Origin of the sequence: Moritella sp. 24 (genome assembly GCF_018219155.1) — a bacterium.
In the GTDB taxonomy this organism is placed as follows: domain Bacteria; phylum Pseudomonadota; class Gammaproteobacteria; order Enterobacterales; family Moritellaceae; genus Moritella.
On record NZ_CP056123.1, the window covers coordinates 1,500,361 to 1,514,757 of the forward strand.

7 protein-coding genes and 1 pseudogene are annotated in these 14,397 nt (G+C 39.5%); 2 read left to right on the top strand and 6 right to left on the bottom strand.

Going from position 1 to position 14,397, the window contains the following annotated elements; translation table 11 throughout:
* From HWV00_RS06815 to HWV00_RS06825, 3 genes are read right to left on the bottom strand one after another with little or no spacing between them, the layout of a single operon-like run.
* Positions 1 to 1,188, bottom strand: a complete 1,188-nt coding sequence (locus HWV00_RS06815) for a UDP-N-acetylglucosamine 4,6-dehydratase (protein WP_211685359.1) — start codon at positions 1,186 to 1,188, stop codon at positions 1 to 3.
* A gap of 11 nt (positions 1,189 to 1,199) precedes the next feature.
* Positions 1,200 to 2,360, bottom strand: a complete 1,161-nt coding sequence (locus HWV00_RS06820) for a LegC family aminotransferase (protein ID WP_211685360.1) — start codon at positions 2,358 to 2,360, stop codon at positions 1,200 to 1,202.
* 53 nt (positions 2,361 to 2,413) lie between these two features.
* On the bottom strand, positions 2,414 to 3,412 hold the full coding sequence (locus HWV00_RS06825; RefSeq protein WP_211685361.1) for a glycosyltransferase family 2 protein: 999 nt from the start codon (positions 3,410 to 3,412) through the stop codon (positions 2,414 to 2,416).
* 471 nt (positions 3,413 to 3,883) lie between these two features.
* Between HWV00_RS06825 and HWV00_RS06830 the strand changes: the two genes are divergently transcribed.
* Positions 3,884 to 7,573: an Ig domain-containing protein gene (locus HWV00_RS06830; RefSeq protein ID WP_211685362.1), complete on the top strand. Its 3,690-nt coding sequence runs from the start codon at positions 3,884 to 3,886 to the stop codon at positions 7,571 to 7,573.
* A gap of 382 nt (positions 7,574 to 7,955) precedes the next feature.
* Here the strand turns inward: HWV00_RS06830 and HWV00_RS21420 are convergent, their stop codons facing one another.
* The gene (locus tag HWV00_RS21420) at positions 7,956 to 8,099 is read right to left on the bottom strand and encodes a hypothetical protein (RefSeq protein ID WP_255554944.1); all 144 of its coding nucleotides are present in this window, start codon (positions 8,097 to 8,099) and stop codon (positions 7,956 to 7,958) included.
* A gap of 164 nt (positions 8,100 to 8,263) precedes the next feature.
* On the opposite strand from HWV00_RS21420, the pseudogene HWV00_RS21625 reads away from it, so the two are divergent.
* Positions 8,264 to 8,390: pseudogene (locus HWV00_RS21625) on the top strand (IS481 family transposase); the annotation flags it as partial.
* A gap of 209 nt (positions 8,391 to 8,599) precedes the next feature.
* Here HWV00_RS21625 and HWV00_RS06840 read toward each other — a convergent pair.
* Positions 8,600 to 11,251 (bottom strand): Ig domain-containing protein, encoded by a 2,652-nt coding sequence (locus HWV00_RS06840; protein WP_211685363.1) that lies wholly within the window; start codon positions 11,249 to 11,251, stop codon positions 8,600 to 8,602.
* Positions 11,252 to 12,041: 790 nt separating this feature from the next.
* Positions 12,042 to 14,264, bottom strand: coding sequence for a polysaccharide biosynthesis tyrosine autokinase (locus HWV00_RS06845; RefSeq protein WP_211685364.1), 2,223 nt, complete (start codon positions 14,262 to 14,264; stop codon positions 12,042 to 12,044).
* Positions 14,265 to 14,397 lie beyond the last annotated feature (133 nt).

A 14,397-nucleotide genomic window follows, 5' to 3' on the forward strand; every position in this document is an offset into this window, starting at 1 on the left:
TTACATCCTCCCATCTAAATATTTTCCAGTTTCTTTGTGTTTAAACTCCGGAAGCATTTCAAAAAACAAATGTACTATATCTTCCTTCGTCCAATTCGAATCTAAGAGTTCCTTAATTGAGTTAGAGAAAAATTCTAATTTATTTTTATCATAATCCGGTTGATTTTTTATCACTCCAAGATTCTCAAATTTCTCAAAGTCCAGAATTTCATTGTCGGTGAAAAATTCTTCATAATCTTTTTCACCGGTTGTATCAGATTCAAAGAAGAAGCAGGACCACTCTTTCTGTTTTTTAAGAGCAAGTACTGTTTCTCTCGCTTCAGCCTCTGAAACACAGGGATTTGCTTTATAACCAATGGACTCCAGATACCGCTCAGCAATACTGGAGAATGTCACAAGATCCAGTTCCTGACTCAGTTTCGGGAAAAATATATCTCTATTTTCTCCAAGGATTGTCGACATGAGACAAAGCTCTCCGGCTTCTTTAGGCGTAACAAAATATCTTCTTACGTCATTCGGTGCTGATATTGGCTGATTTTTACTAATCCGCTGATTAAAACCGTGTAAGAGGCTACCATCAGAAAAGGCTACATTTGCAAACCTTGCGGTTGAAATAGAGATTTCGAGACTTTTCTCCATTAAATACATTTCCATGATCCGTTTTGAAGCACCCATCATATTCACCGGGTTAGCGGCTTTGTCAGTTGAAACGCAAAAATACTTCTTTGCTCCGGATTTAATGGCATGATTAAGCGTCTTAACAGTATTTAGTATATTAACTTCAACCATTCGCATTAGTGTATAGGGATCTTTTTCACTTCTGACATGCTTCAATGCCGACAAATTAAGAATATAATCATAAGGACCTTCATTTTCAAAGAATGAATCAAACTCTTTACTACCGCAATCAATAGCAAAAGTTCTAAAGTCACCGTCAATATATCCGTAAGAACTTCTAATATCCCTCACAAGTTCCACCATGTTATTTTCACTGATATCCACAACATGAAGAACGCTAGGGTTTCTGGAGAATATTTCTTTAGTGACTGCCTGGCCTATCGAGCCGGCACCACCTATGACAAGGAACCGGTTGTTGCGAACGACTTCCTTAAGATGTTCTTCATATGAAGTGATGTCTTTATCAAGCAAAGGTTGTGTTCGTCCAATTAAGGATAAAATATCGTTCATAATAATCCTTTTTATTTCGTTTTTGGTGTTGGTATACTACTGGGAATATTTACTACGCGATCTTCCAACCACTCTGCATTAGATAGATCACCAGTCTGACATTTAGAAAACATGGGCAGCTTATTCATCAATGCCCAGATCGGTCGTGTCATCACTCCATTTTTATTTGTAGATTCTAAAAATAGGTCTCGCTCTTCACGGTTTGCCAGTAAAACTGCATTTAACCAGTAATTTGAATGACAAGATTCAGGTTCCCGGATAAATTGAATATCCAGGTCTTGAAAAAAGTCATTGTATTTATCAGCGAGTATTCTTTTTTCTTTAAGGAAACCGGTAAGTTGTTCCATTTGGGCACAGCCTAAAGCTGCGTTAAGATTGGGTAAGCGATAATTGTAAGCCACTTCTTCATGATAATATTCATAGGGATGAGGTATTTTACCCGTTGTCGTTATGTGTTTAGCTTTTACAGCTAAATCCTGATTATTTGTTACCAGCATACCGCCACCACCTGCTGTGATTATTTTATTTCCATTAAAACTGACTATACCTATGTCACCAAATGATCCAGTATGCTTACCCTTATAATAACTACCGAGTGATTCGGCGGCATCTTCAACTAAAGGTAAGTTATATTTTTTACAGATATCTGCGATTTCTTCAATACGGCAGGGATGACCAAAGGTATGCATAGGGACACAAGCTGATATTCTCTTACCTGAGATTTTATTAACAGGCCCTTCTCTCGTTTGTTTAGTATTATCTTTTAAAAATGATTCCAGCTTTTCAGGGGATAATCCTAGAGTATCTTTATCTACATCTACAAATACAGGAGATGCATTACAATATGAAATTGCATTACAGGTTGCCACAAAAGTAACAGGTTGAGTGATTACTTCTGTATTATGGGTTACTCCCACTAATTGCATCGCTATATGTAATGCAGATGTACCATTTACAATCGCGACTGCATGATCAATTCCTATATATTCTAAAATCTGATTTTCAAAATCTACGACTTTCTGACCAACCGAAGAAACAAAATTTGAGTCTATGCAATCGATTAAATATTGTTTTTCATTTCCAGAAAATACAGGGCGATGAAGGAGAATTGGACTATCGTAGGCGAAGAGTTCATTTTTTATGTAATGGTTTAATTTATCAAAATTGATCATGTAATTATCTCCAATAAGAAATTTTCAATAAGATATCTCTAAGTTTTAAGCTTTTATTTTCTAAATAAATAATTTAGTTTGATTAAACCTGTCAAAGATCCAATCGCGTAAGAGAAATGTAATACTGCAAATGTTAAGAGGAGATAAATAAATGAATTTTCTTTAGTGGAAAGATAAAAGCTTCTTATAATGACTGCGATTAAATACAGGAGAAGGCTTAATGGTGACAATAAATAAATAAACGTAAAAACAGAAGGTAATAGTAAGGGTATGATTAATGATAATAAAAAAATAAGCGGAATAAAATGGCGTATACTTAATGATTTTAAACTCTTAGTACAATAAGCCGTTATTACATTCCATTTACCATTTGAATAATTGTTACTTGCTAACTCGCTATAAGTCTCTCTGGCGAAATAGGTCAGTTCAAGATCCGGTACTAATAGAATGCTGCCGCCACCATTAACAATTCTTTTATTATATTCAATGTCCTGATTCCTATCTAATCGAACATCATACAAGCCATATTTTTCAAAAGTTTCTCTTTTATAGCAGCCGAATGCAACAGTGTCGACGTTGGTTATCTCGTCAACACCCAACCTGAAAATAGAATTGCCAATACCTAATTTATCAGATAAAACATTCTTTATAGATTCTGATTTTTTATTTTTAGTTTTGACTTGAGTGATTAAAACACCACCTATTAAATCAGCAGTAAGTTTTTCATGATATTGGATCATTTTTGAATAATAATCTGAAGGGTATTCGGAATGAGCGCCCTGTAATATAACTAACTGACCCTTAGATTTTTTTATGCCTAGGTTCATTGCATAGGGTACTGTTCTGTCAGGGTTATGTAATATTTTAATGTTTTTATACTTAATACTCAGATTGTTAAGTATTTCCAACGTATTATCTTCACTATTACCATCAATAATAAGTAATTCATATTCATATTCATTAATATCTAAGTCTGAATTCAAAATAGTTAACACTGTGTTTTCTATATATTTTTCTTCATTGTATGTAGGCATTAATATTGATAATTTCATAACTTTCTCTTTTACATGCATGAAGTCAATTTTCCATAAAGGAAAAGAAAGTAACTTTATTCATAACGGTAACCTCATTATTTATGATGGTTACTATGAGCATAGTGAAAGTATCCTAACTCAGCACCTAGATCACACTTTTAATATTTTGTTGAAAATATAAAAAGGTCGTACAGGGCTGGATAATAGGTGCAGCTTGATGATTATTAGGTTATATCATCGTTAGTCGTATTTCAGGTTTAGTTTTAGGACATAGCCGTGGGAAATATTTTGTTTGTTTAGCATTGTCGTTGTTTTAGTGCTGAATTATGTTTAATCACAGAATTATATTTCTTATATCTTATCGAATTTAGGGCTAAAACCTTGTGTACCAACTAGACTCCTTGAAAGACATGATAGTGAGTTACATTATCGCCTGTTCATTAAAAACCAAGACTCACACAGACCGGATATAATTGATAGGAGTGGCTTATGCCTCTTAATAATCGAACGAATTATTCTCTTCTATGCTGGGTACTTTTTGTATTTAGTTATATACCGGCTAGTAATGCCGCGGCAATTGAAGGTTACTTATCTTCCTTTAGTGTTGCGCAAGGAGAGAGTATAGATATTCATGCATCAACAAGTGATGCTGCCTTTTCTATCGAAATCTACAAAGATAGTATTAATGACTTTCAACTCATTTCAACTATAGCGCAAATAACAGGTAATCATAATCATTCAACACCTGAAGAGGATGCTTGGTTAGGGCCTGATTGGCCTGTCGCCTATACGCTCAGTATCCCCCTTGATTGGGAAAGTGGTCTTTACCTTATCAAGCTCAAGAGCAACGGCTCTTCTGAGGAATTATCTGTAGTTGTTAAAGAGAATGACTTTGGGTCTACCTCTAATATTTTGGTGTTCGATAGTGCTCCGACCCGGGTTGCCTACAATATTTGGGGGGGGAAATCCTTTTATGCCAGTACCATTGAGAATGAGCCTGGAGAGGCTGATTTTGTATCTTTAAAAAGACCTGGGCAAAATGTTACTCGCAATGAAGTACCAAAGTTGAGCAGGTGGATCCAATTTCAGGAGCTTCCTGTTGAATGGGCATCAATGCTTGACCTGCACCATGATCCTGCATTACTCGATAATTACAATGTAGTTGTATTCGTCGGTCATAATGAGTATTGGACCCGCGAAATGCGCGACAATTACGATAGTTTTGTTTCCAGAGGTGGCAATGCCGTGATACTCAGCGGCAATACAATGTGGTGGCAGGTACGAATAGAAGGGGATCGTCTTATTTGTTATAAGTCTAATTATCAAGATGACCCTATGTATGACGTTGATAATTCTCTGGTTACAACCCTGTGGTTTGCTTCACCAGTGAACGAACCAGAAAATACCTCGACGGGTGTAAGTTGGCGAAATGGGGGGTATGTTAATAGCCATGGTTACTTTACTGAGGCCGATGGGTACGGTGGTTATACTGTCGTCAATTCCTACCACTGGATTTATGATGGAACAAATCTTCAAGACTATGATTCCTTTGGTCAGGAAAACACAATAGTAGGGCACGAAACTGATGGTGCTGTACTTGACTGGCCTGACGGTAAGCTTGTTGGTACACCTGTTGTTACGGGGACTGACGATACGCCCTTGAGTTTTACAGTGCTCGGTTATTCGGAAGCATTTAATGGGTGGGATCCACAAGGGATAGGTTATTCCACTATGGGTATATTTCAGGGCCAGAATGGTGGTGGCTTCGTATTTAATGCCGCAACAGTTGATTGGGCAGATGGCCTTTGGTCTCTCGAACAAAACACAATTGCAGATGCCGCTGTTAGCCAAATTACGTACAATGTAATTAGTGAGTTCTCTAACCTGATGTTACCAATAACTTTCAAAAACAATGCCTTACCAGATAGTGTTATAGGTTCGTTTTATAGCGGCTTTATTCGGGTCTTAGGTGGTGAACCTGGGTATACCTGGGCTATCAGTAATGGCAGTTTGCCAGCTGGTCTGACGTTGAATAGTGCGACGGGCGAACTCAGTGGCACCCCCGTTGCCCTTGGTAGTTCAACGTTTGATGTGACAGTGATTGATGACCTAGAGACTAATATCAGCGCCACCTTTACGATGTTGGTTGATGCGGCACTTACCTATGAGGATGCTGAAGATGGGACTACAACAGGGTGGGGAATTTACACTGGTAATTCGGCCGGGGCGAGTATTAGCAATGAGTATGATACTGACCTAGGTAGCCAGGTGATTGTTCTGAGTGGGTTTGGCCAGGACCACGGTTATGATTTTCGTGATCCTAAGTGGAATAACAGTGAACAATTTGTTGTGCAATGGTCGATGCAGTTCAGTGAGTTATATACGGTTTTCATCGATGTACAAACGTCTGACGGACATAAGTATTTGTATTACACATCCGAGGATAAGGACCGTCTGGGGACGGGTGAATATATTCATCATGGTTTGGGGACGTCATCGATAAACGGACAGTGGCAAACGTTTACCCGAGACTTGCAAGCGGACTTGGGGGAAGCTCAGCCAGGAGTTGTTATCGAGGAGGTGAATGGGTTCCTGATTCGCGGTAGCGGTCGATTGGATGATATCAAGTTATTGAATGCAGAGGCATTATGGGTTGATACTGCTTCGTTATCCGGTGGTTTGATTTCCGTGCCTTATAGTGCGTTTATTCAGGTTTCGGGAGGTAAAGCACCGTATAGTTGGTCGCTCAGTAATAACAGTTTACCGACCGGGTTGACATTAAATAGCGTGACGGGCGAAATCAGCGGTATCCCTGATGCCCTTGGCAGTTCAACGTTTAATGTGACAGTGACAGATGACTCGCAGGGCAGTATCAGCGCCACGTTTACAGTGGCGGTTCTTGAGGCTGGAAATGGACTTGTCTATGAGGACGCTGAAGACGGGAACACATTAGGTTGGCGTATTTATAGTGGTAATTCGGCCAGCGCTATTATTAGCAATGTGTTTGATACTGACCGGGGTAGCAAGGTGATCGTTCTGAGTGGATTGGCGCAGGACCATGGTTATAGATTGGGTAATGACGATAACAGCAACTGGCAGAACAGTGGACAATTTGTCCTGCAATGGTCGATGCAGTTCAGTGAGTCATATACAGTTTTCATCGATGTGCAGACGACTGACGGACATAAGTATTTGTATTACAGGCCTGATGATAATAACCGTCTGGGGACGGGGGAATATATTCATCACGGTTTGGGAGCGTCATCGAAAAACGGTCAGTGGAAAACCTTTACCCGGGACTTGCAAGCGGACTTGGAGGAAGCTCAGCCAGGAGTTGTTATCGAGGAGGTTAACGGGTTCCTGATCCGCGGCAGCGGTCGATTGGATGATATCAAGTTATTGAATGCAGAACCACTTGGGATTGAGACGGCTTCGTTATCCGGTGGCTTGCTTTCCGTGCCTTATAGTGCGTTTATTCAGGTATCGGGAGGCAAGGTACCGTATAATTGGACGCTTAGTAATGGCAGTTTGCCGACCGGACTGACATTAAATAGCGCTACGGGCGAAATCAGCGGAACCCCTGATACCCTTGGAACCTCAACATTTGATGTGACAGTGACTGATGACTCGCAGGTCAGTATCAGTGCTACCTTTACGATGGAAGTTGATACTGAACTTGACAATACAGAAGTTGTCTATGAGGATGCTGAGAATGGGAACACATTAGGTTGGCGTATTTACAGTGGTAATTCGGCTGGAGCGAGTATTAGCAATACGTTTGATACTGACTGGGATAGCAAGGTGATTGTTCTGAACGGGTCTGGCCAGGATCATGGTTATAGGTTGGGTAATGACGATAACAGCACCTGGCAGAACAGTGAACAATTTGTCATTGTATGGTCGATGCAGTTCAGTGAGTCATATACAGTTTTCATCGATGTGCAGACGACTGACGGACATAAGTATTTGTATTACAGACCTGATGATAACAGCCGTCTGGGGACGGGTGAATATATTCATCTCGGTTTGGGAACGTCATCGATAAACGGACTGTGGCAGACTTTTACCCGAGACTTGCAAGCGGACTTGGAGGAGGCTCAGCCAGGAGTTCTTATCGAGGAAGTTAACGGGTTCCTGATCCGCGGTAGCGGTCGCTTGGATGATGTGAAGCTATTGTGAATATGATGCTCCGGTGATTATTCCGTTACCATTGAGCATGAGGATTACTAGTTTTTTGGTTTGGTTTATACCTCCATTGAAACTGGTAACCCTCTCTTTTCAAGCTTGGTGTCAGATCAAGTCTGAGCTAAGTTGTCACATATAAATTGTCAGGTATTTACGCCAATTAGCCGCTTACTCAGCTGGCGGACATCTTTGATATTGTTTGGGATACGATCTCTTACTGGAGCTAATGATAAGGAACAAAACGGTTGGTCGCTATTTTTGATGCGATAGACTCAGGGCTACTACCAATTATGACGAATATGGATTCTATTTAGTAGCAAGTCTTCCTTATGTCTGGCTGCGTGCAGACAAAACGTAAGCGTAGGTGCAACGACTCCTATGGTGTTACTGCCGAATACATTTGTTCCACAGTAATATACCCACATATAGCTTGTGGATTCAATTCACTACCGTTTCGTTCACAATGCCGGCGCGTATATGTCGGGAGAATGGTTTTGATGACTTTAATATGAGCGGGCACAAAGTCAAGGGTTTCGCTGTTACTCTCACCATTTTATGTAATGGGTCGACAAAGATGTTGTGGTTGATGTGTTTGAACAGTTTATAAAGACTCAGGATGATAACCAATTTATATCGCTTTAGATAATGCCAGTATACATAGACGTAAAGTGTTTCGGGGGGGATTATTTCGAGAAGTATGATCTTCCTATGCAGCGTATTTGGACAGTTCGAGGGATTGAATATTGTGGACGGGTTGAACATCAAGATTATCAATGAATTTTATCAAATAACGTTTAGAACGAAACTTTTCAGCGCTGGATGAACACCGCTAGGAACATAATTTGATGGGAAACCGATTTGGACCGAGAAAAGTTCATCTCAAATTTAAACTGACAGGCACTATGAGAAAAGTGAGTGACTGCCAGATAAAGTCTGAAATATTACAAATTAGACTGCATAAATTATTGTGCCACTATACACAATAAGAATCGGAAACGAGCCCTGGGTAACCAAGTTGTCTCAACGTCGTACTGACTCTGCATTCAATAGCTTCACATCATCCAAGCGACCGCTACCGCGGATCAGGAACCCGTTAACTTCCTCGATAACAACTCCTGGCTGAGCTTCCTCCAAGTCCGCTTGCAAGTCCCGGGTAAAGGTTTGCCACTGACCGTTTATCGATGACGTTCCCAAACCGTGATGAATATATTCATCTGTCCCCAGGCGGCTGTTATAATCGGGTCTGTAATACAAATACTTATGTCCGTCAGTCGTTTGCACATCGATGTAAACTGTATATGACTCACTATACTGCATCGACCATTGCAGGACAAATTGTTCTCGGTTATACCAGATGCTGCCATCGGCATTATCCAACCTATAACCATGATCCTGGCCTGACCCGCTCAGAACGATCACCTGGCTACCCCAGTCAGTATCATACTCATTACTAATATTCGCTCCAGCCGAATTACCAGTGTAAATACGCCAACCTAATGTGTCCCCATCTTCAGCATTCTCATAGATAACTCCCGTATCGATGGGGCCAGAATCAACCTCCATAGTAAAGGAAGCGTTGATACTGCCCTGAGAGTCATCAGCCACTGTCACATTAAACGTTGAACTGCCAAGGGCATCAGGGATACCGCTGATTTCACCCGTTGCGCTATTTAATGTCAGTCCGGTCGGTAAACTGCCATTACTGAGTGTCCAATTATACGGAGCCTTGCCTCCCGAAACCTGGATAAAGGCATTATAAGGCACTGAAAGCAAACCCGTGGATAACGAAGCCGTCTCAATCGCCAATGGACCCGCATTCTCGGTATTCAATAGCTTCACATCATCCAAGCGACCGCTACCGCGAATTAGGAACCCATTAACCTCCTCGATAACAACTCCTGGCTGAGCTTCCTCCAAGTCCGCTTGCAAGTCTCGGGTAAAAGTCTGCCACAGTCCGTTTATCGATGACGTTCCCAAACCGTGATAGATATATTCACCCGTCCCCAGACGATCGTTATCATCGGGTTTGTAACTCAGGAATTTGTGTCCATCAGTCGTTTGTACATCGATGAAAACTGTATATGACTCACTGAACTGCATCGACCATTCAATGACAAATTGTTCGCTGTTTTGCCATGTGCTACCATCAGCATTACTCAACCGATAACCGTTGTCCGTGCTCGATCCTTTCAGAGAAATCACACGACTATCTCGGACTGTATCATACAGATTGCTAATATCCGCCCCAGTCGGATCCGCATCATAAATTTTCCAACCTAATGTGTTTCCATCTTCTGCATCCTCATAGGTTGAACTGCCGATGTCATCGGGGGGAGTGATAATCGGGGTATCCGAACCATCAACAACCCTAAGAAAGAAAGCTAAGTCAGCATTTTTAGAAGGTGTTCCCCACGTTGGCCAATCATTCCAGTTAGACCCATTCGTATCAGATTCCTGCGCATATCCATCACAAAAAATAGTTTCACAACTGAATAAATCTCCAGAACCTCCTTGTTCCATCGCGTGGAACATATAGGCATCTCCCGGAGGAGCAGAAAACTCTAAGCAATATTGCGTACCAGCATTCAATGTGACCTGAGTCATTTGCGCTTCTCCCCAAGTCGGATTACTTGGAGCTGATCCATTGTGCCAGATGATGGGTTCATCAAACTCAGATGCTGGCATTGATCCAGTTGCGAGTACAGCACCACTGCATTCTTTAAGCGTGTAGGTCAACGGACCTGATGGATTGCCGTCTCGCCAGCCGTGCAGAGCTACGCTGTTTACATCGAGAGTGTCCTGAGGTGTGAAAACTTGACGCACCATCTCAGATCCTTGCACATGTTGTTGATGTTTGTATTGCGTCGCTTCATGGGATAATCCGTTAATGTACCCTTGCCCCATACAATCACCGTTGGCCAAACAAATCTCACCTATTGGAGTATTGCGTGCGGTGCGGTAATCCCAATCCTTGCTGATAATATAATCTTCACGATTATGCCATCTCAAATCTCCATCGCCAGTTGAAGATCCATTGTAGCCCTCCCCGAAGTAGGTAAGTCCCCATTGCATATCGGTTGCCGCGTATTGATCATTTCCTCCGCCTGTTCCAGACGCCGGGGTATCGACCTCTGATTCTGCGTGTTGAAGCCAAAGGTGATTTGTGCTCACAAAATTATTTACAGGATCTGGTGAGGTATTCGTAAGTACAATATGATAAATATTCCCAGCGGTTAAAGCTGAAGTATTCGAAAAAAACACAGGTAAAAACGAAGGATCCGAAAGGAGATTGTCTCGTTTTGCAATACCGAACGAAGGACCATTTTCATCAGGAAAACCGAACCCATCGTCTCCTTTAATTTCAAAGGTAACCGGCACTAAATCACCAGCATGGTAGAAGCTACTTGTGCCGCCAGTCCCGTTTTGGTTTTCCCATAGAAATTTTACGGGTGCGCTGGAACTGGTCGCTTCAAAGCGATAGGATTGCTTGTATGTATTTAGCGGACCACCAAGCCGTTGTGGTCCAAGGGCTGCTGAGCCCCAAGACTGTCCATAGAACTCTGCTGCACCAAAACCATCGAAGGATGCTTGCTCAGCATTACTCGTCGTTACATAGCTGAAAAATAAAAGTCCCAAACATAGGAAAGATCTTCCGTGGTTGTAGTTATCCATGATTTCTCCAGTCAATAATATCTAACGATATTGAGTTTTTAGATATTTTTATCCATTCGTTAATGATACCGATCGATCCCAACTGTTTTATAAATAACTGTTTTAAATCACTCAATTTAAAGAATTCCTGTATGTGGTTTTAGCAATTAGTAGGTTAATAATTAATGTAGGAGAATATTCTATTACATTAAAATATTAAAACGTCCCAGTTCAAAGGAAAGAAACATTCATTATGTGTTCTTTCTTGAAAATGCATTAAAGCTTAAAATTTATGCGAATGCACGGCATTTTATACTTTTAGATGTCCATTTCGTTTGATATTCGATCAGTTTTCGGGGGTATTTTATTGAACTTTAAGGTTATTTCACTATATATAGACCATTGTAATAAAATAGCAATTTTTTTTGTTTACCTGAGGTCTTTTTTGTGCTTGTTAAGTGTTGACTAATTAGGTGCGAAATTATGATTTTTAAATCTGAATAAGTAAATATGTTAGAGGAGTTTAACCTAGAGAAAATAAGATGAGGGGGGAAGATTGTTTAGATGAAGTGAACTACCAGTGTGTGAGGGGTAATGAAAGTAATGCCGTTAATGACATGTATGTTCAGGGAGAACAACATTATGCAGAGCGTACGGAAACAGATAGCAGACAGCGTCGAATTTGAATACCTAAAATCAAGGCTATCAATTTTATGTGATATGAAGTAAAGGTATAAATGGCAGGGCTAGATGGCTATTACCAATCAACCCTGTTGATGTCTTGGTTAAATGCGGCTTATCATACTCTATCCTAGAACTTATCAATGTCATAGTTGTAGTTATAATAGCCGTAACTATATGAACTACTCGCTGTTTTTTCAACCGAATTCAGGATTACCCCCTTAACATTTATACCGTTTTGAGCGAATCGTTTCACTGTGACTTCAATTTCTTTAATGGATGTTTTCCCAAAGTGAGCTATTAGCAATGTTGTGCCACAATGCTTTCCAACTATGCTACTGTCTGTTACGGCCAGCAGAGGAGGGGTATCAATTATCACAATATCGTAATTATCTGATGCCCAATCTAACAACTGTTTAAATCTTTGATGCATTAATAATTCAGATGGATTAGGTAATGTTTTACCTCTAGAAATAAAGTCTACATTTTTGATATTTAATGTTTTTATGCCTTGTTCAACCGAAATGTCACCTAATAGAATATCAGATAAGCCATTTTTATGAGGTTGAGATAGGATCCGTTCAATTCGTCCTCTACGCATGTCTGCATCAATAATTAATACTTTCTGATCTACCTTTGAGATAACTGCAGCTAAGTTAGTTGCAACAAATGACTTGCCAATATCGGGTGATGGGCCGGATATCATAATGATATTGTTTGTTGCATCCATCAATGCGAAATACAAGCTACTACGTAGGTTTCGAAGTGCCTCAATGGATAGATCTGCAGGGTTTGCTATTGCTAATAAAGTTTGAGATATTTGTGTCTTTTGATTATATTTTTTATTTTGCTCTATCTTATGATTTATATCAATTTGCTGAGCGGATTTAGGTATTGTTGCATAAACAGATAAACCAATCTCTTCAATCTGCTCTGGTGACTCGACTCCTCGCTTGAAAGCTGATGCTACAATTAGAAAAGCAACACTGAACATGCCGCCTAACATAGTCGCTAACCCAACTATGATCGTTTTTTTAGGCTTAATTGGTGCGTCGTAAACTGCTGCGTTATCTAAAATTCGAACATTACCTACAGTACTGGCCTGTACAATACTTAACTCTTGTTTTTTGTTTAATAGCTGTAAGTAGACTGCTTGATTGACTTCTACATCACGCATAATACGTAATATTTCGCGTTGTTTTTTTGGTAATGCTTGAATCTTAGCATTAAGAACTTTACGTCTTTCTTGGAGCGTTTTTCGTTTATCCAATAAAGCAATATATGAAGGGTGTTTTTTAGTGAAAAGTTTCGAGATATCACTTTCTTTAAAGGTGATATCATTAAGCTGTGCTTCTAAGGATACGATCACATCTAAGGTTGATTGCGCTTCCATTCCCAAATTAACGGAGTCATTCATTGATTTAAAGTTATTTAATTTATTTTCATATTCCGTTAATTTATTTTTAATTTTTGGTAAATGTGTGTTTACAAAATCTAAACTATTTTTTGCCATTTCTGCATTGCGAGCTAGGTTTTGTAAAAAATAGTTAGTACTGATGTCGTATACTATGTCTTTTATTTGTGCTTTGCTTTTACCTGTAAAAGAAAATAATAAAAGACCCGATTTTTTACCCATTTCACTGACAGATAAAGACTTTTTTAGCCACCTGATTGCTGCTAATTGCGAGCGTTTACCAATATTATATTTTTGATTTTTCTCTCCTTTAAGCTGTGTAACCAACAACTGATAACCTTCTTTTTCTACTAATACTCCAACCGTGCCAGATAAAATAACCATATTGTGGTCATTGATTAATTGATAAGTACCTTTTGCGTTATCAAGTAAAACTATTTGATGTTTCGCTTGCGCAGCATATTCAGGTATCTCAAATTTTGAGACAGATATTGAAGTTTTTGTTGCTAACAATTGTGTGAAAGAAAGAAACGAGTCTAACTTTAATATTTTTTCTATATTTGTATATACAGAAGACCAATAATCAGCTGAAGATAATATAGTAAGGTTAAATTTATCAACGGTTTGGATTAAGATCATTCTAGACTTAATGATTCCTATTTCAGTCACTGAAGATGATTCTTGCGCGAACATATCTGCCACATCATTACCTAATGATGGTACACCTCGACTTTTTTCCTCTACCTGTACTAAGGCATCTGCTTTATAAATCGGTGTTGCTGACAAAGCATAGATAACACCGACTATCATAAATAAAATAGTTGCAAAAATAACAACCCATTTACCATCTAGTAAAATACATAATAGTTTACCGAGGTCAATAACATCACTCTTGTTAGTAGACTGATTGTTTCGGAATGGTATATTTTTATTTGTCATTATTAGCACTCATCATTTATTTTTACATTGAATTGATGGAGATATAAAAAAACATTATTAGGTACATATGAATAAACAGCTAAAGTTGCTCTATATAATATATCTTGCTCAATAAGCTCTGTGAGATGAAATT

Excerpts from the sequence above, each read along its gene's own strand:
- HWV00_RS06815 (WP_211685359.1), bottom strand. The coding sequence starts at position 1,188 with ATGAACGATATTTTATCCTTAATTGGACGAACACAACCTTTGCTTGAT.
- HWV00_RS06830 (WP_211685362.1), top strand. The coding sequence starts at position 3,884 with ATGCCTCTTAATAATCGAACGAATTATTCTCTTCTATGCTGGGTACTT.
- HWV00_RS06845 (WP_211685364.1), bottom strand. The coding sequence starts at position 14,264 with ATGACAAATAAAAATATACCATTCCGAAACAATCAGTCTACTAACAAG.
- HWV00_RS06820 (WP_211685360.1), bottom strand. The coding sequence starts at position 2,360 with ATGATCAATTTTGATAAATTAAACCATTACATAAAAAATGAACTCTTC.
- HWV00_RS06825 (WP_211685361.1), bottom strand. The coding sequence starts at position 3,412 with ATGAAATTATCAATATTAATGCCTACATACAATGAAGAAAAATATATA.
- HWV00_RS06840 (WP_211685363.1), bottom strand. The coding sequence starts at position 11,251 with ATGGATAACTACAACCACGGAAGATCTTTCCTATGTTTGGGACTTTTA.